General features: G+C 47.7%; 28 protein-coding genes and 2 tRNA genes. 4 read left to right on the top strand and 26 right to left on the bottom strand.

Annotated features, from left to right (window positions below; all coding sequences use genetic code 11):
• Positions 1-4 precede the first annotated feature (4 nt).
• From U1F02_RS11845 to queE, 9 genes are all read right to left on the bottom strand, one after another.
• The gene (locus tag U1F02_RS11845) at positions 5-820 is read right to left on the bottom strand and encodes an MBL fold metallo-hydrolase (protein ID WP_409990610.1); all 816 of its coding nucleotides are present in this window, start codon (positions 818-820) and stop codon (positions 5-7) included.
• The gene (bamC, locus tag U1F02_RS11840) at positions 821-2,035 is read right to left on the bottom strand and encodes an outer membrane protein assembly factor BamC (protein WP_409990609.1); all 1,215 of its coding nucleotides are present in this window, start codon (positions 2,033-2,035) and stop codon (positions 821-823) included.
• A gap of 210 nt (positions 2,036-2,245) precedes the next feature.
• The gene (locus U1F02_RS11835; protein ID WP_409990608.1) at positions 2,246-3,625 is read right to left on the bottom strand and encodes an MFS transporter; all 1,380 of its coding nucleotides are present in this window, start codon (positions 3,623-3,625) and stop codon (positions 2,246-2,248) included.
• A gap of 205 nt (positions 3,626-3,830) precedes the next feature.
• Positions 3,831-4,700 carry a 4-hydroxy-tetrahydrodipicolinate synthase gene (gene dapA / locus U1F02_RS11830; RefSeq protein ID WP_409990607.1) on the bottom strand — a complete coding sequence of 290 codons (870 nt, stop codon included), beginning with the start codon at positions 4,698-4,700 and terminating at the stop codon, positions 3,831-3,833.
• Between the two features lie 121 nt (positions 4,701-4,821).
• Positions 4,822-5,877: a quinolinate synthase NadA gene (nadA, locus tag U1F02_RS11825; protein WP_409990606.1), complete on the bottom strand. Its 1,056-nt coding sequence runs from the start codon at positions 5,875-5,877 to the stop codon at positions 4,822-4,824.
• A 151-nt stretch (positions 5,878-6,028) separates the two neighbouring features.
• A tRNA-Lys gene (locus tag U1F02_RS11820) sits at positions 6,029-6,104 on the bottom strand.
• A 46-nt stretch (positions 6,105-6,150) separates the two neighbouring features.
• Positions 6,151-6,226: transfer RNA gene (locus U1F02_RS11815), tRNA-Lys, on the bottom strand.
• Between the two features lie 163 nt (positions 6,227-6,389).
• Positions 6,390-7,070, bottom strand: coding sequence for a 7-cyano-7-deazaguanine synthase QueC (gene queC / locus U1F02_RS11810; RefSeq protein ID WP_409990605.1), 681 nt, complete (start codon positions 7,068-7,070; stop codon positions 6,390-6,392).
• Between the two features lie 21 nt (positions 7,071-7,091).
• Entirely contained in the window at positions 7,092-7,742 is a 651-nt protein-coding gene (gene queE / locus U1F02_RS11805) for a 7-carboxy-7-deazaguanine synthase QueE (protein ID WP_409990604.1), read from the bottom strand.
• A gap of 244 nt (positions 7,743-7,986) precedes the next feature.
• On the opposite strand from queE, the gene U1F02_RS11800 reads away from it, so the two are divergent.
• Entirely contained in the window at positions 7,987-8,301 is a 315-nt protein-coding gene (locus U1F02_RS11800) for a hypothetical protein (RefSeq protein WP_409990603.1), read from the top strand.
• Positions 8,302-8,378: 77 nt separating this feature from the next.
• Here U1F02_RS11800 and corA read toward each other — a convergent pair whose 3' ends face one another.
• On the bottom strand, positions 8,379-9,335 hold the full coding sequence (gene corA, locus U1F02_RS11795) for a magnesium/cobalt transporter CorA (RefSeq protein ID WP_409990602.1): 957 nt from the start codon (positions 9,333-9,335) through the stop codon (positions 8,379-8,381).
• 135 nt (positions 9,336-9,470) lie between these two features.
• On the bottom strand, positions 9,471-10,406 hold the full coding sequence (gene lpxL, locus U1F02_RS11790) for an LpxL/LpxP family Kdo(2)-lipid IV(A) lauroyl/palmitoleoyl acyltransferase (RefSeq protein WP_409990601.1): 936 nt from the start codon (positions 10,404-10,406) through the stop codon (positions 9,471-9,473).
• Between the two features lie 80 nt (positions 10,407-10,486).
• On the opposite strand from lpxL, the gene U1F02_RS11785 reads away from it, so the two are divergent.
• Complete coding sequence (locus U1F02_RS11785; RefSeq protein ID WP_409990600.1) at positions 10,487-10,888, top strand: hypothetical protein; 402 nt, start codon at positions 10,487-10,489, stop codon at positions 10,886-10,888.
• Between the two features lie 50 nt (positions 10,889-10,938).
• Here the strand turns inward: U1F02_RS11785 and grxD are convergent, their stop codons facing one another.
• Positions 10,939-11,253: a Grx4 family monothiol glutaredoxin gene (grxD, locus tag U1F02_RS11780; RefSeq protein WP_409990599.1), complete on the bottom strand. Its 315-nt coding sequence runs from the start codon at positions 11,251-11,253 to the stop codon at positions 10,939-10,941.
• Between the two features lie 288 nt (positions 11,254-11,541).
• Between grxD and U1F02_RS11775 the strand changes: the two genes are divergently transcribed.
• Positions 11,542-13,029: an ATP-binding protein gene (locus tag U1F02_RS11775; RefSeq protein WP_409990598.1), complete on the top strand. Its 1,488-nt coding sequence runs from the start codon at positions 11,542-11,544 to the stop codon at positions 13,027-13,029.
• A complete protein-coding gene (locus tag U1F02_RS11770; protein WP_409990597.1) occupies positions 13,026-13,697 on the top strand; it encodes a response regulator in 672 nt (223 codons plus the stop codon). The genes U1F02_RS11775 and U1F02_RS11770 overlap by 4 nt, the downstream gene beginning before the upstream one ends.
• 101 nt (positions 13,698-13,798) lie before the next feature.
• On the opposite strand, the gene U1F02_RS11765 is transcribed toward U1F02_RS11770, so the two are convergent.
• The 14 genes from U1F02_RS11765 to U1F02_RS11700 all read right to left on the bottom strand — a co-directional run bounded on the left by U1F02_RS11765 (position 13,799) and on the right by U1F02_RS11700 (position 26,269).
• On the bottom strand, positions 13,799-15,400 hold the full coding sequence (locus tag U1F02_RS11765) for a methyl-accepting chemotaxis protein (RefSeq protein WP_409990596.1): 1,602 nt from the start codon (positions 15,398-15,400) through the stop codon (positions 13,799-13,801).
• 47 nt (positions 15,401-15,447) lie between these two features.
• Positions 15,448-16,554, bottom strand: a complete 1,107-nt coding sequence (locus U1F02_RS11760; protein WP_409990595.1) for a carbohydrate porin — start codon at positions 16,552-16,554, stop codon at positions 15,448-15,450.
• Positions 16,555-16,732: 178 nt separating this feature from the next.
• Positions 16,733-17,206, bottom strand: coding sequence for a GyrI-like domain-containing protein (locus U1F02_RS11755; RefSeq protein ID WP_409990594.1), 474 nt, complete (start codon positions 17,204-17,206; stop codon positions 16,733-16,735).
• Positions 17,207-17,226: 20 nt separating this feature from the next.
• Positions 17,227-17,613, bottom strand: coding sequence for a YciI family protein (locus U1F02_RS11750; RefSeq protein ID WP_409990593.1), 387 nt, complete (start codon positions 17,611-17,613; stop codon positions 17,227-17,229).
• A gap of 18 nt (positions 17,614-17,631) precedes the next feature.
• Complete coding sequence (locus tag U1F02_RS11745) at positions 17,632-18,033, bottom strand: VOC family protein (RefSeq protein ID WP_409990592.1); 402 nt, start codon at positions 18,031-18,033, stop codon at positions 17,632-17,634.
• A 21-nt stretch (positions 18,034-18,054) separates the two neighbouring features.
• The gene (locus U1F02_RS11740; RefSeq protein WP_409990591.1) at positions 18,055-18,414 is read right to left on the bottom strand and encodes a DUF1428 domain-containing protein; all 360 of its coding nucleotides are present in this window, start codon (positions 18,412-18,414) and stop codon (positions 18,055-18,057) included.
• A gap of 18 nt (positions 18,415-18,432) precedes the next feature.
• The gene (locus U1F02_RS11735) at positions 18,433-18,780 is read right to left on the bottom strand and encodes a GFA family protein (protein WP_409990590.1); all 348 of its coding nucleotides are present in this window, start codon (positions 18,778-18,780) and stop codon (positions 18,433-18,435) included.
• A gap of 33 nt (positions 18,781-18,813) precedes the next feature.
• Positions 18,814-19,263, bottom strand: a complete 450-nt coding sequence (locus U1F02_RS11730) for an SRPBCC family protein (protein ID WP_409990589.1) — start codon at positions 19,261-19,263, stop codon at positions 18,814-18,816.
• Positions 19,264-19,403: 140 nt separating this feature from the next.
• Positions 19,404-20,645 carry an RNA polymerase sigma factor gene (locus tag U1F02_RS11725; protein WP_409990588.1) on the bottom strand — a complete coding sequence of 414 codons (1,242 nt, stop codon included), beginning with the start codon at positions 20,643-20,645 and terminating at the stop codon, positions 19,404-19,406.
• Between the two features lie 18 nt (positions 20,646-20,663).
• Positions 20,664-21,077, bottom strand: coding sequence for a low affinity iron permease family protein (locus U1F02_RS11720; RefSeq protein ID WP_409990587.1), 414 nt, complete (start codon positions 21,075-21,077; stop codon positions 20,664-20,666).
• Between the two features lie 20 nt (positions 21,078-21,097).
• Entirely contained in the window at positions 21,098-21,382 is a 285-nt protein-coding gene (locus U1F02_RS11715; RefSeq protein ID WP_409990586.1) for a putative quinol monooxygenase, read from the bottom strand.
• Positions 21,383-21,407: 25 nt separating this feature from the next.
• Positions 21,408-21,809: a DUF4260 domain-containing protein gene (locus U1F02_RS11710; protein WP_409990585.1), complete on the bottom strand. Its 402-nt coding sequence runs from the start codon at positions 21,807-21,809 to the stop codon at positions 21,408-21,410.
• 13 nt (positions 21,810-21,822) lie between these two features.
• Positions 21,823-24,252, bottom strand: a complete 2,430-nt coding sequence (gene hrpB / locus U1F02_RS11705) for an ATP-dependent helicase HrpB (RefSeq protein ID WP_409990584.1) — start codon at positions 24,250-24,252, stop codon at positions 21,823-21,825.
• Complete coding sequence (locus U1F02_RS11700) at positions 24,242-26,269, bottom strand: TonB-dependent receptor family protein (protein ID WP_409990583.1); 2,028 nt, start codon at positions 26,267-26,269, stop codon at positions 24,242-24,244. The genes hrpB and U1F02_RS11700 overlap by 11 nt, the downstream gene beginning before the upstream one ends.
• Positions 26,270-26,333 lie beyond the last annotated feature (64 nt).

Below are 26,333 nucleotides of genomic sequence, written 5' to 3'. Positions count from 1 at the left end.
ATGCTCAGGCGATAGCGGCTATACGCCTTTCCTGAACAACTGCCAGCCAGTCAAAACCTTGATCCTGACAGGCATAGGTTACTTGTTGTATGGCTTGGGTAACGGGCTCCAAGGCAGCGCGCGCCACCTCAAGAGAATTGTTTTTTTGGCTGATATGAGCCACCACTAAATGCTGTAATCGCCGAGTATCTATCCGCTGTAAAAAGCCGGCTGCCTGTTGATTGCTCAAATGCCCCCATTGGCCACCGACCCGCTGCTTGAGCGAGGGGGGATAAGGGCCGGAAGCCAGCATAAACGGATCGTGATTTGCCTCAAGCAGCATGGCATCGCAGGCTTGGTAAGCCTCTTCCACGTGGGGTGTAATACTACCTAAATCCGTGAGTATTCCCAAGCGCAAGCCTTCATATTCAAAGACAAATTGCGAAGGCTCACGGGCATCATGCGGAACTGCAACCGGGTTTACGCGCAAGCCGTAAAGCTCGAAAGGCGCATAGGCATGAATGAAATTAAGTTGCGGCAGATCGCCCAAATCCCGGCTGTGGTAGGTTCCCGGCGTCATGTAAACAGGAATTCCGTAGCGCCGAGCCAGAGCAGGCACACCTTTGATGTGATCTGAGTGTTCGTGTGTGACGAGAATTGCAGTCAGGTCTTGGGCAGATTTACCGAGCCGCGCCAAACGCAGCTCAGTTTCTTTCACCGTAAATCCGCAATCAATCAGGAGCGAACCTTGCGCCCACTCCACGAGGGTGGCGTTACCCCTGCTCCCACTTCCTAAAGAAGCAAACCGCAGTTGTACGCCAGAGGAAAACAAATCCAACACCTATATCAAGTTCTTACGCAGCTTGGTGATCAAATCACGAGCCTCACGCGGCTTCAAACGTTTGCCGTAAGGGTCGCGCACGCGAACCAGATAATCGCCAGGCTTGCCAGTGACTACAAACAAGTAGCCGGGTGCTTTCTTGAGGTTCTTTTCATCATCACGAATAGAGTAAGGCGCAGACTCAAATGCTTCACCTTTCAGCATATTGGCGGTGATTTGATCCAAGCTGTAAGGCGTAGTTGCCGCCTTTGGCTTGCTCGCGCTTATGTGGAACAAACGCTTAAACCAACCCGGCTTGGATTCTTCTGGATCTTTGTAATAGACGTAGAACATGCCAGTGCTTGCGTCAGATTCAAACAACTGGAAACCATCTCGCTTGGCGGCATAGGCAATAGTTGCCATGGTACGCGTCTTATCCAACTTTAGGGTCATGACGGGTTCGTTTTTGAACATGCCCAAGGTCGCTTTGGCTGATGCATTACTGCTAATGCCTTGCGCCAACATGGAGGTGCCGCCTTCGGTGTTATCGCTCGCCAAGGTTGCGGAGAGCTCATCCAACAACCACTTTTCACGCTCTGGATTCATGGACTTGGAAGGCCATTCCGGATCTTGCGCGGGCGGCGTTGAACCTGCGACATTCATGTGGGTGATATGAATTTCACTGGTTTCTGGCTGGATACCTTGGTCGATTTGCAGACGGTATCTGTCTTGGCTATTCAAGTCAGTTTTAAATTGCAACCAACCGGTTTCGATAATCCCCTGCTTGAGATCAGCACGAGTTACTTTCAGGTTATTCGCATTCAAGAAATTGCGTACGCGCGGCCAAAGCTCACCGGGAGCATCATTCACCAGAATCCAGGAGTTCTCACCCACGCGTTGAATTTTTACGCTGTCTTGCAACATGTTGGCAGACAAAGGCATGGGACGTGGCACATCGTATTCAGAGGCGGTTGCATCGTAACCGAAATCGGCAGCGCTAATCGGTGGGATTGGGTAGAGCTCGCCCAGAGCATCTTTGTTAACACCTTCGGGCAAAACCAGTGGAGGTAGGCTATCCGCTTTCAAATAATCGTTTTCGCGATTGCGGAAAACACCGTCATCACCGAAGAATATGCCGCAACCAGAGAGCGAAACACTTAAACACACCAAGCATCCTAAACGAACCAAAACTGAGGGAGAAAAAACCGTCTTGGCCTTTGCAGTCATTAAATTCATGAAAATTCTCTAAGAGGATAAAACCGAATATCTAATTGCCAGATCTTGCACACAAATCCACGCTTCCCAAGGCTTGCCTCTAGACACGGACAAGTTGATAAAGTTCGGGATAGCCAACGAACCCCGCTTGCTTACTCAGGGGTAGCAATGCTCAGGGTCGCCAGCTTAAGTGATTACACGCCCGCGCGCAGCACTTTTTATAGGCCGATCTTACAAATCTGAAATCGGCTTATATTTAGGTACAAGCAAAACCATAATGCCGAGCGCCGCCAGATAAGCGACAGCGCAAATACCAAACATAATGGCATAGCCGGTGTAAATTTGACCTAACGCACCGTAGTAGTCGAACAACCAGCCACCCAGCTTCGACAATACAACACCGCCCATACCACCAGCCATACCGCCAATTCCCACCACAGAAGCCACAGCTTTCTTGGGGAACATATCGGACACGGTGGTAAAAATATTACAAGACCACGCCTGATGCGCGGATGCACCTATGCCAATCAAAATCACCGGAATCCAATAGCTGTAGCTGCCGAAGGGTTGCGCCAACAGAACCACTAGAGGGAAAAGCGCTATCACGAGCATCGCACGAATACGACCTTCGTAGGGGTTGTACCCTTTGTTCATAAAGTAGGTTGGGAACCAACCACCACCAATACTTCCCACCATGGTCATACTGTAAAGCACTGCGAGAGGAACCATGATTTCGGTTTTGTGCAGCCCGAATTGTGCTTCAAGGTATTTTGGTAACCAGAAAAGGTAAAACCACCAGACGCCGTCCGTTAGAAACTTACCGGACGCAAAAGCCCAGGTTTGGCGATAACTCAGTAACTTAAACCAAGATGTTTTCTCTGCCGGGGCTTCAGATGCAACCACCGGTTCTTCGTTATCGCTGTTGATGTAATCCAACTCAGCTTGGGACAAGCGTTTTTGCTTTTGGGGAACATCGTAAAAAACAAACCAAAAACCCATCCACACGAAACCTACCGCGCCTACCAAAATAAAGGCAGTTTGCCAGCCCCAGTGAGCTGCAATCCAAGGCACCAATAACGGAGCCAAAATCGCACCAACGTTTGCGCCCGAGTTAAAAATGCCCGTCGCGAAAGAGCGTTCTTTTTTAGGGAAATACTCAGCGGTTGCCTTAATCGCGGCAGGGAAGTTTCCAGCCTCACCAAACGCCAATACCGCACGCGACAGCATAAACCCGACAATGGATGCCGGAACTGCGGCTATACCGGCCAAGGCAAGAAGATTGTTGGTCAGCTCACCCATGGGAATTGCATAGGCGTGCATGATGGCGCCAATGGACCACACGATAATCGCGGCTATATAGCCTGTCCGCGTGCCCAATACGTCGATGATGCGCCCTGCAAATAACATGGAAATCGCATAAACAAATTGGAATACGGCGGTGATGTTCGCGTAGTCGCTATTGGTCCAGCCAAACTCTTTGGAAAGATCGGGAGCAAGAAGACTAAGAACTTGACGATCGAGGTAGTTGACGGTGGTGGCAAAAAAAATCAGCGCACAAATGGTCCATCGGTATCTGCCAATATTGGCATTGAGGCTTTGAATACTGCTCATGTTTTCTCTCTGTCTGGTTACGTTTTTATATACCCGTTGCGGCTGTATAAACCGCTTTATTGTTGTGTTTGGTACCAAACCGATGCCGATCGGAGAACTTTATAATTATGGTCTTGCTGTAGATATTACTTATTACCGGTAAGTGTCTTTATCTAGACGCTTCAAAAGCAAAAAAGCTCCACTGTTTAGCAGTGGAGCTTTAAATTTATTTTGCAGCGTTCATTGCTGCCGTTACTTGCGCATGGTATTGCTCTGACAAGCGCGTTAATGGCAAACGAATACCAGATTGAATCAAACCTAATTGCTCAACCGCCCACTTAACAGGAATTGGGTTGGACTCAACAAACATGGCATCGTGCAAAGGCAACAAACGCTGGTTAATAGCACGCGCTTCTTCAGCTTTACCAGCCAAAGCCAATTCACACATGCGTGCAATTTGTTTAGGCACTACGTTAGCCGTTACGGAGATGTCGCCTTTACCGCCCAAGAGGATCAGCTCTACAGCAGTTGCATCATCACCTGAGGTAACCGCAAAACCAGCGGGCGCACGCTCGATCAAATCTTTCGCGCGAACCAAATCACCCGTCGCATCTTTAATACCGATGATGTTTGGAACTGTGGCAATACGCAAAACCGTATCGTTTTTCATATCGACACCCGTACGGCCGGGTACGTTGTACAAAATTTGTGGGATCGCCACAGATTGCGCTACATATTGGTGATGCAAAAACAAACCTTCTTGCGTGGGCTTGTTGTAGTAAGGCGTTACGAGCAAGCAGGCATCGACACCTGCATCTTTTGCCGCTTGAGTAAGTTCAACCGCTTCTGAAGTAGAATTAGCACCTGTACCGGCAATAACTGGAACACGGCCATTCACTTGATCGACCACTTTTTTGATAACAGCCAAGTGCTCTTCAACACTCAAGGTAGCGGATTCGCCTGTGGTGCCCACAGCAACTATTGCGTGAGTGCCCTGCTCCAAGTGCCAGTCAACCAACTTATGCAGGCTCGCCCAGTCGAGTGAGTTATCTGCGTTCATTGGTGTTATTAGGGCAACCATACTACCTTGGATCATCACAAGCTCCGTTAGCTAAAATCTAGCGCACACTGAAAATTAGAAGGCGCAATGGTACTGAGTGGCAGGCAGGGACACAAGCAAAAGACTCGGCCCCACGCTTATTTCGACGAGTGCCCGTTTATTTTTTAAAGTCCAGCATGCGTTGCAGCGGAATCATAGCCTGACGCGCCAACTCTGGGTCTACATGAATTTCGTTATCGGCTCGATCAAACACGTTCACCAAATTATCCAGTACGTTCATCGCCATCCAAGGACAGTTGGCACACGAGCGACAAGTTGCTCCACTGCCGGCTGTAGGAGCGATATGGAAAATTTTATCCGGATTCAACTGCTGCATCTTGTAGAAGATGCCTTGGTCAGTGGCGACGATAAATTCTTTGTTGGGTAAGGTCTGCGCGGCTTTGATAAGCTGCGAGGTGGAACCCGCAACGTCTGCCAAATCCACCACCGCCTTAGGCGATTCCGGGTGAACCAAAATAGCCGCATCCGGGTAAAGCCTTTTCAGATCTTCCACACCCTTAGCCTTGAACTCTTCGTGGACGATACAGGCACCATCCCACAGAAGTACGTCAGCACCGGTTTTTTGCTGAACATAAGTACCTAAATGTTTATCCGGTGCCCAGAGAATTTTCTTACCTTGGCGATCCAGATAATCAACCACATCTAAAGCAATACTTGAGGTTACAACCCAATCAGCGCGCGCTTTAACAGCCGCAGAGGTGTTGGCGTAGACCACAACCGTGCGATCAGGGTTGGCATCGCAAAACGCCGAAAACTCATCAATGGGGCAACCCAAATCCAATGAACAGGTCGCCTCCAAGGTCGGCATTAGAACACGTTTGTGTGGCGTGAGAATTTTGGCAGTTTCACCCATAAACTTTACGCCGGCGACAATCAAGGTATCAGCCGAGTGATTTTTGCCGAAGCGCGCCATCTCCAAGGAATCTGATACGCAACCGCCGGTTTCCTCTGCCAAAGCTTGAATGAGCGGATCTGTGTAGTAATGGGCAACCAACACGGCATTATGTTGCTCGAGCAAGGCTTTGATACGGGCGATGTAATCTGCCTGTTGTTCAGGCGTATATTGCGGGGCATTCCAAGCGCGAGCGAGGTGTTCACGCACAAGCTCTTGGGCATTGGTGCTGGCTGCACCCATATGAAGTAGTTCAGACATTGGCTATCCCCGATCATCGCGCCCTAAGGCCAAAAAAGAGGTCGCGATTCTAACATAGCGCTGGAAAAGGGGTGGCCGAAAACGTTGATCACAGAAACAAAAAAGGATGCCGTTTGGCATCCTTTTATATCCAAAGCTGAGCTTTAAATAGTGGTGGGTCGTGCGGGATTCGAACCTGCGACCAATTGGTTAAAAGCCAACTGCTCTACCGACTGAGCTAACGACCCAAACTCGGGCATCTTGAATAAAAAAACGTATATTCAAGACTAAATATGGTGGGTCGTGCGGGATTCGAACCTGCGACCAATTGGTTAAAAGCCAACTGCTCTACCGACTGAGCTAACGACCCAAAGTCTTAATTAAGGGCACCTAATTAAGAGGCGCGTATAATAATGTTTTGCTCTGAAAAGACAAGCCTTTTTTGCGCCTATCTCCCTAAATCGAAAGGAAAAAAACGGAATTGATTATTTAAGAGGCAAGTTGCCGCATTGGTGACAGCTCAAATCGCTAACTCAAGCCTCTGCATAACGTGTTTGGTCAGGAACTCCAGCCTGCACAAAACCCGCTTTGCGCAAACGGCAGCTATCGCATTTACCGCAGGCTTCACCCTTGTCATTGGCCTGGTAGCAGGACACGGTAAGGCTGTAGTCAACCCCAAGACTCATACCCAACTTGATGATATCGCCCTTACTTAAATCGATAAGCGGTGTGCGAATTCTCAAATGACCACCCTCAGCACCAGCGCGCGTTGCCAAGTTCGCCATTTTTTCAAAAGCGGCAATGTATTCCGGGCGGCAGTCTGGGTAGCCGGAGAAATCCACGGCGTTGACACCGATAAAAATATCCTCTGCGCCCAAAACTTCAGCCCAACCTAAAGCAATAGATAGAAATACCGTGTTGCGTGCGGGAACGTAAGTAACTGGAATACCCGCCGTTTCGTGCTCGGGCACAGCGATAGATTCGTCGGTAAGCGCCGAGCCACCTATGGTGCGCAAATCCAGATTGATGACTTTGTGAGACACAGCGCCCATGGCTTTTGCCGTGCGCTCAGCCGCCGCCAACTCAATGCGGTGGCGCTGGCCGTAATCAAAACTCATGGTGTAGCAGTCGTAGCCTTCGCTGCGCGCAATAGCTAGGGCCGTGGTGGAGTCCAAGCCGCCGGACACGAGAACTACCGCTTTTTTTTGCGACATCTTAAGAACCTGATTTAACGATTAATGGCCGGGAACGTCGTTCCACAGCAGTTTGTGCAATTGCAGCTGGAAGCGAACCTTCAGGTTGTCCGCAAGAATCCACTCCGCCAATTCCAACGGCTGGATTTGGCCGAAGCTGGGGGAAAAGAGTACATCGGAAACCTTCTCGACCAATGCAAACTCATCCAACTTGAAGCGCGCCCATTCATAATCTTCGCGACTGCAAATCACAAATTTGATTTGGTCATTAGCTGTAAGCACGGGAATATTCTCCCAGCGATTGCGTGCAACTTCACCCGAACCCGGGGTTTTTAAATCCATGACTTTAACCACGCGCGGGTCAACTGCGTCGACAGCCAAAGCTCCGCTGGTTTCCAGTGATACCTTATAACCCGCATCGCACAACATCGTCAGCAACGTCAGGCACTCGCGCTGCGCCAAAGGTTCACCGCCGGTGACGCAGACGTAGCGCGGGTTATAGCTCGCTACTTTTTCCAAAATTGCTTCCAGAGAAAAACGCTCACCACCGTAAAATGCGTATTCAGAATCGCAGTAGCCGCAGCGCAGCGGGCAACCCGTCAAGCGCACAAACACCGTTGGAAGGCCCACAGTCGTTGATTCACCTTGAAGGGAATAGAAGATTTCGGTGATTTTTAGCGTGGCTTGAGTCATAGCAACCTGACGAATAGGGCTTGTCAGCTAAAGAAGACAGCCTGAACAAAAAGCGAGCGATTTTAGTGTTCGCGAAAAAGAGCGGCAGTTTACCCAAAGCCCAAGCGAGAAGCGAGAAAACCCACCCGCAATTAACGTTTAAGCGTTGCCGAGCCCGCCGTAGCGCTGCTATGCTGCCCAATGGCCCGCTCAATTTTGCATCTTTGGCCGACATTTCACCAACGCAGTTGAACCAGAAAGTAGTATGAAACCGACCAAAACCAGACGCGAATTACATGCGGAGCTACAAGCGCAAATCGATTCGTTTTTGCAGGAAGGCGGCGCCGTTAAAGAGGTTCCGCGCGGGCTGAGTGGCCGCCCTTACGCGCAATCACCTCTCATTAGTATCTTTGAGGGTCAAAGCCACGAAGATCGCACCCCCGTTCCCGAGGTTGTTGCCGCGATTGAGGCTCGCAAGAAGCCTCAAGCGCCCCTAAAGCACTTCAAACCTCGCCCAAAAAAGAAAGTTATTTTGGATGACTTTGGACAACCACTCCGTTGGGAGTGGGTTGAAGAATAAGCTACCCCTTGTTTTCAATAACAAAAAGCCCGATAGCTACAACCGCAGCTATCGGGCTTTTTCCTACGTGCGCAGGATTACAACAGATCTTTGCTTTTGAAATACCAGTAAGGCAATAGACCGGACAGAAGCATGATTAGTAACGCAAATACCCAGCCATGCGCCCACTCTACGTTGGGCATGATTTTGAAGTTCATCCCGTAAAAGCTTGCTACCACCGTGGGCGGCAGGAAAATAACCGCCGCTACCGAGAAGGTCTTGATGATCTGGTTCTGCTCGATATTGATAAAACCTTGGGTTGAGTCCATCAAGAAGTTGATCTTGTCGAACAAGAAGGCGGTGTGCGCCATAAGGGTATCCACGTCGCGTTTGATCTCACGGGCTGTTTCGTTGAGATCGTTGTTGTCACGAATGTAACGCTGCAGGAAGGAAATGGAACGCTGGGTATCCATCAAGCACAGACGAATTTTTCCGTTGCTGTCCTCCAACTTGGAGAGTCTATCAATCGCTTCTTCCAGCTCTGAGTCTTCGTCCTCCAACACCATATGACTGACTTCTTCTAACTTGCGATGAATATCTTCCAAGGCGTCCGCAAGGTTTTCAACCTTTTGCTCGAACATGGTGATGAGCAAATCTTGCGGGGACGTAATAGGCACTTGGCCGCGGCGAGCGCGCATGCGCAGCAAGCGGAAATCGGCAAGATCGCCTTCGCGTACGGTAATTAAACGCTTGTCTTGCAGTAGGAAAGCGACGGTTACGGTGTTGTGACGACCGCCTTCACCGGGGGATAAAAAGAGGGAGTGAACGTGCACGCCTTCGTTATCCTGAAAGTAGCGCGCCGAGAATTCGATCTCGTCTACGTCGTCGGACTCAGGCAATTCTGCACGCAGAAAAGTGTTTAATTCTTCACGCTCATCATCGCTGGGTTCGTGAGCATCAATCCATACGGCGTTTGCCATAGTGGCCTTAAGCTCATCGGTGTTTACCGCCTCTTCACGCAGCAACTGGCCTTGAATTTTAAACATTCTTAACATCAGTGTTCCTCTCCTGGTTGTAGCAAGGCAAGGTTGCATCAGGTTGCGCCAAGTTTATGGCGCGCCTTATACCACATAATGGCTGGTGATTCTGGCTTTTTTTGCTGGTCGCTAAAAGCTCTGGCTAACTTTAGCTCAGGATTCGCGTTTCGCGTAAAAACTCGGCTCGCCTTCGGGCCGGGTTTTGAAACGGCGATGCACCCACAGATATTGATCGGGTTGTTTAGCGACCGCTGTTTCAATGGTGTGATTTATACGTGTTGCATCAGCAATGTCATCGCCGGTCGGGAAGTTTTCCAAAGGCGGTTCTATCACCAAGTGATAATGATTGTTTTCATCCCGATAATGCGCGAAGGGAAGCACAACAGCCCTTCCCAACTCCGCAACACGAGCGGTTGCAACAACCGTTGCAGCGGGCACACCAAAGAAAGGAACGAAAACACCGTTTTTGGAACCAGAATCCTGATCTGGCGCATACCAAACAACATGCCCGCGACGCAGATTCTTGATGAGCTGGCGAGTATCCGTACGAACAATCGCAGTACCCGCAAAACTTTCGCGCGCGCTTATCAACTTATACGCCAACAAGGGATTCGGGTCCTTGCGGTAGAGCATGTCGTATTTGACATGGAAGGAAAGAATGCGAGCGGCGGCGTCCAGCGTGGTGAAATGGCATCCCACCAAAAGCACACCCTGCCCCTTCGCTTGCGCGGCTTGAATATGTTCCAAGCCGCGAATGCTATAACGATTTTTAAGTTGGCGCTCCGGCCCCCACAGCGCTACCGATGACTCCACCACACTTTTGCCGGTGGAATGCATAACCTTACGCAGCAAGATTTTTTGTTCGTCAGCCGAAAGTTCTGGGAAACAAAGCGCGATGTTGACGCGCGCTATATGTCGACGCGAACCCGCCAGGTAATAAAACACATCCCCTAATAAACGCCCGAACGCCAAACTGATGGACATGGGCAAGTAACCGAGGAGATGGAAAAACCCCAAGCCTATCCACGTTGGCCAATAACGCGGGCCATAAAAAGACGGATGAAATGCAGGTGGGGTATGGTTGTCCACTAAAAATCCTGAGGTTGAAATAAGTTTGGATATTGGGCTGGGAACAAAAAGCTGGCGAATTATATCAGCCAACGAGGCAGATGAAATCGAACTTTAAACGCGCAGCTGGAAAGAAAACACGGCAGTCATCTGCTACCCTGTCTGCTTTCCAGCCATTTGCGCCGTGCCTTACTATGAATATCCAACAACTCTCCACCAACATTGACCAGAAGCTCAACGCCTTGGAGCAACAACTCGGGCGCTTGCAGGCACAGCTTCCCGGCGCAGGCGACAATCGCGAACAATTGCTGAACGATATGGCGGCCTTGGAGCAAATTAAAACCAAGCTGCAAAAGTCAAGAAACATCATGTGGGAAGCACACCAGCTGCAAACAAATAGCGACCAAAAGCGGCTCCAACAAAAACGCTGGCTGGGTCTCGGGTTATGTGTTGTAAGTGGCTTGGGGTTGGTGTTGTTAATTGTCTGGATGCTTAGCCAATAAAAGACAAAGCCAGTCGAAACTGGCTTTGAGTGAACGTTTAACGCTAAGGCTTAGGCGACAGCACCATCAATCAAAGGCTTTAGCTCACCCTTCTCGTGCATTTCGGTAATGATGTCACAACCACCGATCAACTCACCCTTAACCCACAATTGCGGGAACGTTGGCCAGTTTGCGTACTTTGGCAACTCGGCACGAATTTCTGGATTACTCAATACATCAACATAAGCGAAGCGTTGACCGCAAGCCATGACGGCTTGGGATGCACGCATGGAGAAACCACACTGAGGTGCATTGGGCGAGCCTTTCATAAACAGAATGACGGGGTTTTCAGAGATTTGTTGTTTGATAGTTTCGATAACGTCCATAAAGGGTACCTCTAAATCGGTGGATGACCATAAACATGCGCAAGAAGCGCATAAAAACCTAGTAAAGCACTCAAGTATTTCTATTCTAACCCACTTGCCGCCCAAACTCACCCGATAAGCTTCCAAAACGCCACTCGAACCGGCCATTCGCAGCCAGCCGCTGCCCACCCCACTGGCTAAGCATCACCTTTATGTGCAAGATGCCTGAAACACTATACTCATCTTTGAGTTTCAACCGGCTCTTTGTAGCCACACATTCCTATTCAACGGAGTAAGGTTTACGCGCACATGCTGAAGTTAAGGCTGCAATTTTTTATTGTGATGTTGGTGATTTTTAGTTTGCTCACAACAGGTTTGTATGTATTTATCAAATACAGTTTTAAGCAGGATTTCTGGAAATACATTGAAGAAAAAGAAACACGTTTTGCGCAACCGCTTATCATCGATTTAACCAACAAATATCAAGAAGAAAAAAATTGGGATTGGATTACCAATTGGGATGAATATGTCTTCGCCAAACTTGAATCTGAAACGCGGGAATACCGCAGAGCCAACCCGCAACAATTCGGCGACCCCATTCCTAACGCAAATCCTTTAGCGCCCGAGGATGCGAACAGGCTACAGAGCAGCACGCTACAACCCTCACAACAAGTGTTCCGCGAATGGCGACGTATGCCGCCCATGTTTGCGTTGCGCTACATTTTTTTATTGGATAAAAATCGTCAACACATCGCAGGAAAAAATAAGGATGTTGACGAAGCCTTTTTAATCCCGTTAATGGATGACAACAAAATTGTCGGCTACGTTGGAATTCCCTTCAACCCCGCGGTACGGGATTTACAAGACGCCGACTTCGCTGCGGGGCAAGAACACAAATTATCGCTCGTCATTTTAATTGCCCTTATTATTGCGGGACTCGTATCCTTCCCACTTGCACACCTGCTTACCAAACGTATCAGCGACTTGGTTCGACAAGTAAATTCTTTTAGCCGTGGCAATTATGTTGAGAAAGCGTCTGTTAAGGGACACGATGAATTGGCGGAGCTTGCACGACACCTCAACAACCTCGGTGAAACACTGGAGCAAAGTGAAAATACCCGTCGCCAATGGGTTGCCGATATTTCTCATGAATTGCGAACACCTATTGCCGTTTTGCAAGCGGAGTTGGAAGCCGTTGAGGACGGTGTGCGCCCTATGGATCAAGATGCAATCAAACGCTTAATGTCACACAGTCAACGATTGAAACATTTGGTTAACGATTTATATGAACTCTCGCTTACCGATCTTGGCGGAATGACTTACCGCAAAAACACCATGGATTTAGCGGTTTTATTGCAGGAATCCGTTAATAGCATGCGCCCGCAGTTTTCAATGCACAACATAGAATTAAAGCTCTCATTACCAAATTCCTCCGTTACGATTTACGGAGACCAAAACCGCCTTCAACAATTATTTGTTAATCTCTTAAAAAATAGCGTGCAATATACCAATGCGCCCGGTTTAACCGAGGTTCAGCTAAAAGTTGAAGATCAGCAAGCTATTGTTATTGTAGAGGACACAGCGCCCGGCGTTGCAGAAGCTCATCATGAAAAATTGTTTGAACGCCTGTACCGTGCAGATTCATCGCGTCACAGAACGACCGGTGGAGCTGGTTTAGGGTTATCGATTTGTAAAAATATTGTGACGGCTCATGAAGGCAAAATCACCACCACGAACAGTGATCTTGGTGGACTGAAAGTTATTATTAGCCTGCCGTGTGTTAAGGATCATCTATGAACATTTTAATTGTTGAAGACGAAGTGGATTTGGGTAGCATAGTTCGCGATTATTTGAACGCGAACGGATTTGCATCCACATTGGTAAACGATGCCGATAGCGGACTGGAAAAAATCAAACAAGAATCTTGGGATTTAATTGTGTTAGATGTAATGCTCCCCAGCAAAAGTGGGCGCATTAATGGCTTGGCTTTGTGTCAGGAAGTTCGCAACAATACCAATACTCCAGTCATTATTATGTCTGCGCGAATTGAAGAAACAGATCGACTTATTGGATTCGAATTGGGTGCAGATGATTATATTTGCAAACCCTTCAGCCCGCGTGAATTAGTTGCGCGCGTTAAAGCCATTTTAAAACGCGCTAACCCGGAACCCTGTCAAGGATTTCAACTGATTAAAGAATCTCTCACCGCCATGTACGGCTCAAATAAAGTTGAACTCACCTTAATTGAATACCGTATTTTAAAAACCTTGTCGGCTCGTCCCAACACGATTATTTCGCGCGATGATTTGATGAAAAATGCATACAGCGATCACCGCATTGTGAGTGATAGAACGATGGATTCACACATCACAAAGCTACGAAAAAAGTTGTTGCCGTTAACAGACAAAGAAATTATCCACTCAGTTTATGGTGCAGGTTACAAGTTTCACATTAGCGATAACTAGGGAGTTCGCACCAGCACTCAGCTCTTTAAATCGGCTTGAGTTGACCCAAAGATAAAGTTTCACAGTCTTTGCACAATTTAATTTCGCCAGAAAATTTACGTTCAGGTTCTGAATTGCCGCAATAACTCTTCGATTTTAGTGACCTGTGTTTCCAGATGTTGGCGCGAAACCTGCGCCAATTCGCCCGCCTCTTGATTGTGTTTCGCCTGAGTCAAAATAGCGTTAATACTCGCGTTAATCTGGCTCATTTCCTGTTTCTCATCTTCGGACGCATGAGCAATATGCGCATTCATGGATTTAATCTGTTCAACCACCTGCACTATGTCTGCAAAGGCATCCGAGGTTTTTCCTATGCGATCTTTGATCATAAGCGCTTGTTGCTGAGCACTATCCATTACCTCCACAGCTCGAGCAGATCCGGTGGATAAATTGGCAATAATCGTCTCTATAGATTTTGTGGATTCTTGCGTGCGCGAAGCCAAGCTTCTAACTTCATCGGCAACCACAGCAAATCCTCTTCCGGTTTCGCCAGCGCGCGCTGCCTCAATGGCCGCATTTAACGCCAACAAATTGGTCTGTTCCGCAATACTGCGAATCACTTCAAGCATCGCGCTTATGTTCTGGCTATCTGTTACCAAGTTCGAAATCACTTGCGAGGCTCTATCTACCTCTCGGGCAATTTGATCAACCCCTTGCTGAGCCAGCACAACTATATGATTTCCTGTATGCGTACTCAAAACCGCCTGCTCTGATGCCTCGTTAGCGCGCTCCGCTGCATCTCCCACTTTAAAAAGCGAATCAGATATTTTCCGCAAAGCCTCCGCCATGGATGATATTTCCATATGTTGTGCACTGGCCACGGACGAAGACACACTAATACTCTGGGTAATCTGCGTACTCGCTACCATTAAGGATTGATTACTATGCTGAACCTGCCCAATCAACGCTTGCAGTTTTTGAACAAATCTATTGAAAGCCAGCGCTAGACTGCCAATCTCGGTCGCATCATCCGCACCCGGTAACCTTACCGTTAAATCACCTGAACCGGCGCTCAAAGAGGACAATTGCTCCGTAACCTTTTTAAGCGGATCTAAAATCACTTTACCGGCGAAATAAAAAACCAGAACAGCCATCAACAACGACAAAAGCAAACCAAATAACAACTTTGCATTTGCTGCGGAAACAACCTTGGCAACGGTTTTTGTTTCGCCTTCAACCTTGCCATCAGCAGCCTCTTCCATTTGCGAGATAAAACTAAGGAGCCCCTCCACTTCGCTATCAAATCGCTTAAACGTGGCTTCGGCTGTCGGCGAATCATTCGTAAGCTCGGAGAATAGTTGATCGCGAAGTTGGTGATAGAGGTTCAATTTATTATCGAGCTCGGAAACCTGTGTTGCACCCATCAAGCCTTGCGCTTTCATACGATCGAGGGCTTCAGTCTCACGCTCGGTCGCGCTTGCCAAGAGCAACTTAGCACTACCTGAGTCTATTTTTTTGGCGTGCAAACGCTGCAGGGTAATAATTTGTTTTTCCAGTTCAATTTGCCCCTCCATGGCACCATCGGCCGTGTCCCACGCGGGTCCGGTAATGTAACCAAGCATTCGCGACATTTCGTCCGTTGCCTTATAGCTTATGTAAGAACTAAGACCTACGGCCGACACAAATACAAGCAATCCAATCGTTATTGCCTTTTTGATATTCATAAACCGCTCCTACCGACTATCGTCGATTTTCCTTTTCACGCGAAATTTTATAACCCAACGTAAAGCCGCAACCCCACGGCAAGGCTATTCTCAACATCTGGCGCCATGCTCGGGTGTGCAACCCTGTAAACGCTTGTTTGAAAGCTAACTTTTTCGGTCACTGGCCAAAAATAACTTATCTCGCTTGTGGTTTCGGCTGAATAAAAATCGGGGTTAGCTAATAAAAAATCCTCACTATTTTTTGCTTTCGCAAAGGCCAAACCCACTTCATCACCTTCTCGCATCCAATTCTTAAAAGTAAACCCACCACCTATATATGAACCAAGTTGGTTTTTGTGCTTATCAGCCTTTCCATATTGAATGAAGGCGGCGAAATTTTCAGTCCAGTATTTTTCGCCGATCAGATAAAAGCCGCTGTTAGATTGACTTAGAGTTCCATCAACCGGATTCTCCACCCGCGCGGTGTGACGCCAGGCACCCAAGCCGATTTTGAATTGATGTTCAGCGAAGATTCCAAGCTCAGATGCGGTAAATAAGCCATCATCACGAGAAAACTTGATATGCGTTCCGTGGGTGTGCGCCGGATCCCCGGGAACACCATCGTAAACGGCAAGCAAAAAATAGGTATCGTGATGATTAAGAGTCAAATGAACACCGGGCGCAGTCACAGGGAAAATGGACGGTGTAACTTGCGCAACTTCGGGGCCAACCCCCATTGAAGAGAGATTAAACAAGCTCGCCGATTCAAGCGCGTAAAAGGTCGAGTTGTAATCATGTAGCCCCACAAGGATTTTAACGGCACCCTCCGCAAAACTGTGCTCGTACCAAAACTCATAAAGCAACAAATTATCCGTGGCTTCAATATTTGAAAGAACTTGCAACTCACCGGTTAAGGCTGAGGGAGGCCTTCCGTAATCCCCCAAAACATACACAAAAAGATTGCCACCATCCCACCAGCCGGCAGCACGGGTATCAATATTCAAAGTCACATCCAAATTACCGAGATTACGCGTACCTGTATCCAGCCCACCCTTGAGGTTAGTGATAGATTCAAGCGTTAGCGTATTCTCCCACTTGAATGCATCTGATTCTTCCGCCCAGAGACAAAGTGAAAACGCCCATATCAGGGAACCTGCCAAAATTCTCGTTACCATACGAAGATCCTTCAGAGAAGATTCTAAAAGTATAGGCAGGTTTAGCAAATGAGCAGCGCTAAACGAAAAATTAGGGAAGAGTGAAAAAAATAAGAATAAAAAAATGCCCAACATTCACTTTGGTAATTAAGTGTTGTTGGGCATAAGCAAATTTGAAATGCGATGAGGAGGTGATCCGTTAAGATTCTACCGGCAGCCAAATTTCCGTACCGCCAATTCCTTTAGCTGGATCAAAATCTTCTGCGTAACGCTCAAAAAAATGCACCAATTGGCATTTATGCTTAACACCGGATGTCGGCAGCCAGCGATCAAAAATATAGTCAATTGTATTTCTGATTTCCGAAACATGGGCTTCATGTGTAAAGACTGCATATCTATTCGCAGGCACAATTAGCGGACTAAGATCTGCGGGTAAATCCGTAAATTCCCTTACTTCACAGCCTGCCATGTAATAGAGCTCACCGCTCTTGTTTTCGCTACTGTGAACACACAACCCATAAGCAACGGCGTTGGTTTGATGCGTAATATTGTTTATATGGGGGCCAAATTTTTGCCACAACGCGGGAATAGCATCGGGATCATGGGTTAGCAGCTCGCGCATTCCCGCAATGAGTAAGGGTGGCAGTTCAACAAAACGTGGAGTGATATTCATAGACATTTTTCCCGTAACGCTCACGCAAATTGAGGATTGAAGCGCTCGTCTTTCTCAGGATTTAATTCTCTGATGGGACGTATTTCCACACAACCCAAACGCGCTGGTGGAATTTTGCTGGCGATTTGGATTGCTTCATTTAAATCGCGCGCATCTAATAAATAAAAACCCGCAAGCTGCTCTTTTGTTTCTGCGAATGGTCCGTCAGTAATTAATTGCTTCCCGTCCCGAATACGAATGCTAGTCGCTGTGCTCACTGGGTGTAAGGCATTACCGCCAACCATATAACCACCACTGCGCAGATCCTCCCCGCAGGCAACGCATTCCTCATTGAGGGATTGCCATTCCGCTTGCGTCATAGCGTTAATTGTTTTCTCTTCGTAATAAATCAGCGCAAGGTATTTCATTTTTTGGTTCTCCAAATGCTATTGAATATGGCTAGGTTCCATGTAAGCAAATTCCCATTGGTGCCCATCTAAATCTTCAAAACCATGACCGTACATAAAACCATGGTCTTGCGGTTCGTTATAAATTCGGCCACCTGCCGCCACCGCTTTGCGTACAATATCGTCTACGGCTGCGCGACTTTCGGCAGATAAGCAAACTAATACTTCGGTTGCCTTTTTTGCATCTACTAATTCTTTGCTAGTAAAATTTTTAAAGAAAGGTTCAGTGAGTAGCATGACGTAAATAGTGTCACTAATAACCATGCATGCCGCTGCATCGTTGGTGAATTGAGGGTTGAAGCTGTACCCGAGTTTCTCAAAAAATACTTTTGATTTCGGCAAATCTTTTACGGACAGGTTTACAAATATTTGCTGGCTCATATTTTTATCTCAGAAAAATGTTTAACTATTTATGGCAACGATGGGTTTGAATCCGCCGTGCGCCATGCGTTTCATATCAAAGGGCATTTCGGCATTTTCTCGTAAACGAGGGTCTTCCATCACTGCTGCCAAAATGCGATCACGATCTTCGCGTGATGCATAAACAACCCACGCGAAAATAACAATTTCATTTTCTCTAGCATCAGCGCACACACGAAATGATCGCATCTCCTCGCCACTCAAATCATCTTCAATCGTTTCCCAATAGGCGAGCGCACCATGCTCCATCCAAACTTCGCCTGCTTTGGTTGCCAGCCTTTTGTATTCTTCCAACCGATCGGCCGCCAGAGGTAATAAAAAACCATCTACATATTGACTCATGATTTTTCTCCGTAGGATTTAAAGTGATTTGCCATCGTAGTGATGCACAGGCACCGCGAGCAGATCTATATCCTCTATGCACCGAATATTAATCGCAAATGTAGGATTGCCTTGCGGATCATTCGCTTCACCAAAAGGTTGCACGCCGCAAACGCCGCAAAATTGATGTTTAATAATGTGTTTATTAAACGTGTAAGTAGTGATGTTTTCGCGTGGGGTTAATAAGTTGACTTGCGTTGCCGGCACAAACCATAAGAGTGTTCCCTTACGCGAACAGATGGAGCAATTACACGCAAGCGCACTTTTAATTTCGCCTTCAACCGTAAATGCAATATTGCCGCAATGGCAGCTACCTTTGTAATTCATAGCAACTCCTTTCATTGGTGAGGTTAATTCGGCCTATTCCCCATCGGGAATTTCAGACTCAACTAGTTGTGTAAGAAGCGTGAGTGATTCCTGCCAACCCAGATAGCAAAACTCAGCGGGAATTGCGTCTGGAATACCGGATTGCACAATTTTCAAATCGGTACCGCATAGCACGGATTTAATTTCAACGGTTACCGTCATTTCACCTGGCATATTGGGGTCGTCAAATCGATTGGTATAACGAATCAGTTCATTAGGTTTTAGCTCGATATAGGTTGCACTAAAGCTATGGCTTTTTTGCGAACTAAAATTAGTAAACGACATGTGGTAACCGCCACCAACGCCTTCTTTCATGCTATGAATTTTGGCAGTGAAGCCATGGGGTGGAAGCCATTTTACTAAAGCATCGGGCGATAAGAAGGCACGATACACGCGATCTGGCGTGGCGCGCAGCACACGGTGGAGACTTACTGAATTTGGCATGAGCTTGTCCTTATTAACAATGAGAAGATCGATTAAACACATCGTAAAATTGATCTTTCGATGTGGATTGCTGAATAGTCGAATACATGTTTCGAAAATCGACAACTTATTCTTATATTTTTAAAAAATCGGGATTGGCGTTAAAACGCAGCAAGCTTAGCCTGTAAAAATCGGCGTTCCGGCTCAAGCTGAGTGAGCTGCAGTGCCTGCTCATAAGCGCTTCTAGCTGAGTTCAGCTCGCCCAGTTGGCGATAAAAATCTGCGCGCGCGGCGTGAAGCAGGTAATAATCTTGAAGCTCACCTCTGGCACATAACGCGTCAACAGCCTTTAACCCAGCAGCGGGACCATCACGCATCGCCAAAGCAACGGCACGGTTAAGCTCAACAACAGGTGACGGGTTCAGGCGCAGCAATAACTCATACAAGCCCACAATTTCAGACCAATCCGTATCGGCATAGGTGGGCGACTCCGCGTGTACCGCCGCAATCGCCGCTTGCAATGAATAAACACCGAACCCACCCATGGTAAGTGCGCGGCGAATTAAGGGTTGAGCTTCCGCGATTTGGGAGTGATCCCAACGTGCGCGGTCTTGTTGCTCAAGCGTCAGCAAATCGCCTTTTGCATCCATTCTTGCTTGAGCACGCGAATCCTGAATAAGCATAAGGCCCAGCAAGCCGAACACCTCAGCCTGCGGGATTAGCTCGACCAACAGCCGCCCCAAACGAATTGCTTCGCGGGTGAGATGCTGGCGAACAAGCGATTCCCCGAACGATGCGGAATAACCTTCGTTAAACACCAAATAAATTGTGTGCAGAACGGTATTAAGACGTTCTGGCAATTCGTGCTGAGCGGGAATTTCATAGGGAATGGCAGCATCGCGAATTTTATTTTTTGCACGGACTATTCGTTGCGCAATGGTTGAAGGTGTTGCGAAAAATGCACGTGCTATTTCTTCTGTAGTGAGCCCACAAATTTCACGCAGTGTAAGCGCAAGTTGCGCTTCTGTGGATAAACTTGGGTGGCAACAGGTGAAGATAAGTTTTAATTGGTCATCTTCGATTGATTCATTAAACCAATCTTCGCTATCGCTAATTGAGGATTCCAGTTCTTCCGCGATGCCCGCTAAAGATTTGTTAAACAATGAACGACGCCGCAAGTGATCAATGGCTTTAAATCGGCCTGCGGAAACCAACCAGGCTCGCGGATTTTTTGGAATACCCTCAACAGGCCACTGCGCCAGCGCTGCAATAAAAGCATCGTGCAAGGCTTCTTCTGCCAAATCAAAATCGCGCAGCAATCGAATTAATGTCGCCAATACGCGGCGCGATTCGCGTCGGTAAACTTCGTTAATATGTGCGATGAGATGCGGATGGCTAGCCAAGGATGATTCCTAATATTTTTAAAGGGCTTCAGGTGTATCTGTATCTGCTTTTCCTTTTTCCATTCCTGCGCGAGCGATACTAGCCAAGGATTCGTAGCGGCGCCGAAACTCATCCAACTGAGCCTCGTCCAACTCTTCTAAATCCAGCAATATGTTGTGCGCACCTTGAGTCACACGAATCAGTTCATCTAATTTAATTTGAATGGCTTCAGTATCACGGTTTTGCGTGCTTTGAATTAAAAAAACCATGAGAAAAGTGATAATCGTTGTCGCCGTATTAATCACCAATTGCCAAGTGTCGCTAAAATCAAAAATCGGCCCGCTAATAATCCACGCCAAAATCGTAATAATGGCAAATACAAACACAATGGGGCGGCCGCAAAAACGGGATACTTGTTTCGCGAAATTTGAATACCAATCGTTTGTTTTCATCTCGGCAGTATTCCCCCGTTTTAATCTGCGTTGTAATAAATGCCAAACGGCGGCTTAGCGAAGAAAGCCATCGCCTGTTCGATTTGTTCTTTGGGGATAATACTTGTGGCTGCTTGATGGTGAGCAATAGAAACCCATTCTTCAATCACCGCTAAGTGCGCATTATTTTCGGCGCCTTTCAGTAGGCGACAACTTAAACAGCCATCGGCTTTGCTCACTTGGTTAACAACATTCTGCATAAAACTTGTTAAGGCAATTTCACTACCGGGCTTAGCCTCAAAGTGATTGATGCGGGTAATACTCATGTTACGATCTCCATTTAAAATGAAATCAGGAATTTTCTTTGCTATGCCCCAACCTTGCCAAGTGTGTGTAGCGGAATCCTCTGGAATATTTCAAACCAAAACCAAATGCGCGGTCAAAACCTATATGGGCAATCCACACAATAGCAATTTGGTTTACGGTAGATGACGAAACAAAAAAGCCGTAGGCAAATAACATTAACGGTAAGATATAAGAGTGCATTGTGTTATAGGCTATTGCACCCACGCGCGAGCTGTGAAAGTACGCCAATATAGAAAGATCTGGCACCAAAAACACCAATACAAAAAAGCCCCATTGAAAGCCCATAAACTCGTAGGCCATTAACGCGAACACAAAAATTGTTACGCCCTCTAATCGCAATAACCAATGAAGGTTGCCGGTGACATAACCTTGTTCGAGTCGACTCATTTCCATCCCCTCTTTATTTTTGTTGTAGCGCTAATTTTCGTTTTGTTAATGCCGTGGCTTCATGCTCAAGCGGATTATCGGGCCAAGGGTGGCGAGGATACTTACCACGCATTTCTTTGCGAACATCAGGATAAGCTTGCTGCCAAAAGGTTTGCAAGTTCATTGTTATCGCAAGCGGGCTTCCATTGGGTGAGAGCAAATGAATTTTTAAAGGCAACTTACCACCCGCCAATTCAAGCTGCTCGCAACCAAAAAATTCCTGCAACTTTGCAGATACTTGCGGAACACCCTCTGCCGAAAATTCTACAATCACGTGGCGACCACTCGGTAGCTCAATTTTTTCCGGCAACAGTTGTGCGATGCGCTGGCAGTTCTCATACCCCAGGTAAAATTCCAACGCATTTAACCAAGGCAAGTGTTCGAGTCGCGTTTGTTCGTTTAAAAAAGGGAGCAACCAAAAATGCAAATGCTGAACGAGATGCTCCTCATCCAATGGAGGCATTTCCAACAATGCTTGAGCAGAAACAAGACGCGCTCGCTGCAAAAATCGCTCAGCGGCTGAATTCCACTGCAATTGCATCAACCCTTTGGCAGCAATTTCATCGCGAATAAGTTCTAACAATAATCCAGGCAACTTATCTGCCGACACGGGTTTAAATTCTTCGCCAATCAGCACGCCGCCCATGCGCCATTGGCAATGCATTTGCCAAGCGCCGGATTTAAATACCAGTTGATGTTGCTGCTGACTTAGAGCGCGCTGTTCATCAGCAGATAATTGCAGCGCAATTCCCACACCAGCGTGGCCTTTTGGTTTTGGGTTGATAATAGGAAACAGCGCCCATTGGGATTCGAGTTTGCCTTGACTCTCTACGCTAATACCGGAATTTAATCGGTAACGGCCAGAGTCCTGTTGGTAGCCAATTCGGTCGCTAAACGCAACTGCTAATTTATGGATAGTTGAATTCGCTTTTGCATCAAGGCGCACACCTAATTTTTGCAACCAGCGTTTTTGTTGGTGCTGCCATTGACGATTGCGCTGTAACTCTTGCGCAGCGAGTTTTAGCAAATCGTCGAGATCTGTATCGCAACTTAGATCAAAATGCAGCGCCAACGCCAAAAGCATATCTGTTTCTGCAATTACTTTTTCTTGCGCCAACAAAAACGCAGCCACGCGCGGATGCGTACCCAAGGCACTCACCTTCTCGCCCGCTTGGGTAATTTTATTGTCGGCATCGAGCAAATTCATTTGCCGCAATTGTTGTTGCGCAAAATCCAGCGCGAGCTTGTTGGGCGATTCCAACCACGGCAAGGATGATGCCGGGCTACCCCAATGTGCAAGGCGCAGTGCAAGCGGTAAAAAATCCGTTGCGCGAATTTCGGGTAAATCCGCTGCCGCTAAAGGTTGGTCCTGCGACCACAACCGAATGCAATGCCCTGCTTGTACGCGCCCCGCGCGACCGCGGCGTTGATCTGCGCTGGCTTGGCTAATTCGCGCCAAACGTAAACGTGTTAGACCTGTGCGTTGTTCGTAGTCCGGGCGACGAACCTGACCCGAATCTATCACCAAATTTACATCAGCAATCGTTAAAGACGTTTCTGCAATATTGGTCGATAAAATAATGCGCGCACCAGAGGCAGGATTTAACGCGCGTTTTTGCTCAGCGGCAGGAACCCGACTGTGCAAACGAAAAATCTGTTGTTGCGGATAAGCGCTTTGAATCGCCTGCGCGCATCTTTCAATTTCATTCCAACCCGGCAAAAAAATAAGTGTGGTAGATGTTTGCCAATCCGCATAGGATTTCAATGCACGCAGCACATGATCTTCGATTCGCTCTGGATAAGGTGCGTTTGCTTTAGGTGGTAGATAGTGTGTTGTCACCGGAAAGCACTGCCCCGGCGCGAACAATCGCAGGCTTATTTTTTGTTGCAACTGCGGATCAGGTGTTGCACTCATCAAGATAAGCCGTAGATCATCACGCAAAATTTGAACTTCTTGCAGCCACGCCCATGCCGTGTCTTGGTTTACCGAGCGCTCATGAATTTCGTCCAGCATGACGCACGCAATATTTTCCAGCGTGGGATCTTGCAGCATGTGTTGTAACAAAATACCCGGTGTCATCAGCAACAAACGCGTTTCGTCACTGGTGCAGCTATCATAGGGAACTTGGTAACCCACGGTTTGGCCAAGTTCATCTCCCACTAAATCTGCAAGGCGCTGTGCAAGAGATTGAACCGCGAGCACACGAGGTTGCACCAAAATAATTTTTTGGCTTTCAGGAAGTTTATGAAGCATCCACAAGGGCGCGAGTGTGGATTTACCCGCGCCGGGCTCTGCTTCTAATAACAGCGTTTCTTGCCCCAAGGCGCTAAAAAATTCATCACGCAACGCAGTTAAGGGGTATTGCGGAAGCTTGTCTAAAAAAGAAGGCGCATTAAAGGTCATAAGTAAACTTCACGCCTGCAGCGATAGATCTCCCACTTGCCGATTCAAATGACCGACCATTGGTTTGATTCACAATTACCGAGCCAACGTAATTTTTATCCGTCACATTTGCTAACTTTATCCACCAATCTAATTGCACCGGTAAATCAACGCTACCTGAAGCTGCAAGATCGACGCTTGTGTAAGCGGGCGCTTTAATTTGGTTGTTATCATTCGCGGCAACCTGACTGCGATGCACAGCGCTCAGGCCTAATTTGAGTAAATTATTTTGAAATGGCGACCAATTAATTTGCGCATAGTGGTTTTGCGTTGCAACACCAGGTAGTTGCAAACCCTTAAATTGGCCTGCGGTATAAGTTGCATCCAAATAATTTAATGCGAGGCGCGCATCTAAATAGTTGTTGAATTGATGGCGGCTGCTTATTTCAATACCCTTACGCTCAGTCGCGGTGGCATTGATATAAGTTGTACGCCCGTTATTGGATTGATCGACGACAAGTTCGTCATGCGTTTTTATAACGAAAGCAGTAATGCCAGCGGTGAATTTTTCACGCTGATAATCCAAACCTACTTCTTGCTGACGGTTGCTCGCCGCATCCAAGGTTTTGTTAAAACCTCTATCACCATTGGTATAGGCCAACTCCGTTAGTGTTGGTGTTTCAAAGCCTTCACCCAGTGCCGCGTGCAACGAAAGTTGATCGTTAAAGTGATAGCGAGTACTTAAGGATTCTGAACTGCGACTAAAGGTTTTCTCACCACTGTCATCCGCATTTTTTCCGGGAATGACAAAATAATCCGCTACGGATAATTCCACGTGGGAGCGCCGCACCCCTGCTAAGAATTCCCAATTCTCCGTGGCTTGCAATTGTAAAATCGCATAGGCATCGCGATTATCTGCTTGGTCGAGTTCGTCGCGGCGCAAATCACCTGCAACACCTGCGTTGTTAACGAAACCCTTGCGCAAGTCATCCATTGCAGACCACTCGCCGCCGAGTGTAAAACTCGCAGGTAAATTGGCGAACTTAAAATCCCACGTGTAGTTGCCGTTGCCGCCGTTAAAGGTGCGATTTAAATCTACCACGCCACCGGAATTAGAAAGTGCCTCGCCCTTTTGTGCAAGATATTGTTGGATATGACGCTCACCGCGCCAAAGCGCAACTTGCCAACGCTGATCTCCGCGCTCTTGCTTAAAGCTTAAAGCGTTTTGCTCGTGATCGATGGATTTGCGGGTGTTGAAAAATTCTGCGCTCGAATTTGCTTGATAGGGATCGGCTAACCACTGCGCCTGCGTTAAACCAAGCGGGTCTTGCAGCAAGGGGGCGTCTTCTTTATCAAAGCGCCATTGCGCCTGCACGCCGTTTTCAAACGTGTAATAAACCTGCGCACCTAACTGATTGCGCTCCGCACTGGCGTGAGGGCGGTTTCCGTCTGCATCCAATTTACTCGCCTGAATCCGCGCGCCGAAATCGCCACTGCGAAATTCGCCTAAGAGGTGATGCCTAGCCAAGCCTTCTTCGTCGGCCACCGTATCAACCGAAATGCGGCTTTGTTGGGGCGACGCTGTTTTAAGATTGATGACGCCGCCCGCGCCATTTCCATAGAGGCTGGCAACTGGGCCGGTCATAACACTAATTTGCTCAACGCCATCCAAGACTGCACCGGAAAACTGGCCTTGGCCGTCAGGCATGCTCAGCGGAATTCCGTCTACCTGCAGCTTTAAACCACGCACACCAAAGGCAGCACGTGCGCCGAAGCCACGAAGCGTAATGCGAGTATCCTGTGCGTAATTGGAGCGGCTATCTGCCTGCACTCCATTAATGCCCTGCAGAAGTTCTACTGCATCTGCGCGGCTACCCGGTTGAAGCTGCTCCACATCCAAGGTTTGCGCACCCGCAATGGGTGAGCTTGATCGCTCTCCAGTAATCACCAGAGTCTCAATGCCACTCTGCGCATTCACATGGGTGGAAACAAACATAGCCCCGCCCAACAAAGCCCACTTCTTTAGATACATCGACATGAAAACCGCCACCTATTGAGAATGCTGGGGATGCTATCAGAATCGTTCTCGATAGGGGCGAGGC

This window comes from Cellvibrio sp., from assembly GCF_046347455.1.
Classification (GTDB): Bacteria; Pseudomonadota; Gammaproteobacteria; order Pseudomonadales; family Cellvibrionaceae; genus Cellvibrio.
The sequence above is the reverse complement of the archived record's forward strand: the minus strand, read 5'-3'. Positions and strand labels throughout refer to the sequence as shown.

Excerpts from the sequence above, each read along its gene's own strand:
- bamC (WP_409990609.1), bottom strand. The coding sequence starts at position 2,035 with ATGAATTTAATGACTGCAAAGGCCAAGACGGTTTTTTCTCCCTCAGTT.
- U1F02_RS11835 (WP_409990608.1), bottom strand. The coding sequence starts at position 3,625 with ATGAGCAGTATTCAAAGCCTCAATGCCAATATTGGCAGATACCGATGG.
- dapA (WP_409990607.1), bottom strand. The coding sequence starts at position 4,700 with ATGATCCAAGGTAGTATGGTTGCCCTAATAACACCAATGAACGCAGAT.
- nadA (WP_409990606.1), bottom strand. The coding sequence starts at position 5,877 with ATGTCTGAACTACTTCATATGGGTGCAGCCAGCACCAATGCCCAAGAG.
- queC (WP_409990605.1), bottom strand. The coding sequence starts at position 7,070 with ATGTCGCAAAAAAAAGCGGTAGTTCTCGTGTCCGGCGGCTTGGACTCC.
- queE (WP_409990604.1), bottom strand. The coding sequence starts at position 7,742 with ATGACTCAAGCCACGCTAAAAATCACCGAAATCTTCTATTCCCTTCAA.
- U1F02_RS11800 (WP_409990603.1), top strand. The coding sequence starts at position 7,987 with ATGAAACCGACCAAAACCAGACGCGAATTACATGCGGAGCTACAAGCG.
- corA (WP_409990602.1), bottom strand. The coding sequence starts at position 9,335 with ATGTTAAGAATGTTTAAAATTCAAGGCCAGTTGCTGCGTGAAGAGGCG.
- U1F02_RS11785 (WP_409990600.1), top strand. The coding sequence starts at position 10,487 with ATGAAATCGAACTTTAAACGCGCAGCTGGAAAGAAAACACGGCAGTCA.
- grxD (WP_409990599.1), bottom strand. The coding sequence starts at position 11,253 with ATGGACGTTATCGAAACTATCAAACAACAAATCTCTGAAAACCCCGTC.
- U1F02_RS11775 (WP_409990598.1), top strand. The coding sequence starts at position 11,542 with ATGCTGAAGTTAAGGCTGCAATTTTTTATTGTGATGTTGGTGATTTTT.
- U1F02_RS11770 (WP_409990597.1), top strand. The coding sequence starts at position 13,026 with ATGAACATTTTAATTGTTGAAGACGAAGTGGATTTGGGTAGCATAGTT.
- U1F02_RS11765 (WP_409990596.1), bottom strand. The coding sequence starts at position 15,400 with ATGAATATCAAAAAGGCAATAACGATTGGATTGCTTGTATTTGTGTCG.
- U1F02_RS11760 (WP_409990595.1), bottom strand. The coding sequence starts at position 16,554 with ATGGTAACGAGAATTTTGGCAGGTTCCCTGATATGGGCGTTTTCACTT.
- U1F02_RS11755 (WP_409990594.1), bottom strand. The coding sequence starts at position 17,206 with ATGAATATCACTCCACGTTTTGTTGAACTGCCACCCTTACTCATTGCG.
- U1F02_RS11750 (WP_409990593.1), bottom strand. The coding sequence starts at position 17,613 with ATGAAATACCTTGCGCTGATTTATTACGAAGAGAAAACAATTAACGCT.
- U1F02_RS11745 (WP_409990592.1), bottom strand. The coding sequence starts at position 18,033 with ATGAGCCAGCAAATATTTGTAAACCTGTCCGTAAAAGATTTGCCGAAA.
- U1F02_RS11740 (WP_409990591.1), bottom strand. The coding sequence starts at position 18,414 with ATGAGTCAATATGTAGATGGTTTTTTATTACCTCTGGCGGCCGATCGG.
- U1F02_RS11735 (WP_409990590.1), bottom strand. The coding sequence starts at position 18,780 with ATGAATTACAAAGGTAGCTGCCATTGCGGCAATATTGCATTTACGGTT.
- U1F02_RS11730 (WP_409990589.1), bottom strand. The coding sequence starts at position 19,263 with ATGCCAAATTCAGTAAGTCTCCACCGTGTGCTGCGCGCCACGCCAGAT.
- U1F02_RS11720 (WP_409990587.1), bottom strand. The coding sequence starts at position 21,077 with ATGAAAACAAACGATTGGTATTCAAATTTCGCGAAACAAGTATCCCGT.
- U1F02_RS11715 (WP_409990586.1), bottom strand. The coding sequence starts at position 21,382 with ATGAGTATTACCCGCATCAATCACTTTGAGGCTAAGCCCGGTAGTGAA.
- U1F02_RS11710 (WP_409990585.1), bottom strand. The coding sequence starts at position 21,809 with ATGAGTCGACTCGAACAAGGTTATGTCACCGGCAACCTTCATTGGTTA.
- hrpB (WP_409990584.1), bottom strand. The coding sequence starts at position 24,252 with ATGACCTTTAATGCGCCTTCTTTTTTAGACAAGCTTCCGCAATACCCC.
- U1F02_RS11700 (WP_409990583.1), bottom strand. The coding sequence starts at position 26,269 with ATGTCGATGTATCTAAAGAAGTGGGCTTTGTTGGGCGGGGCTATGTTT.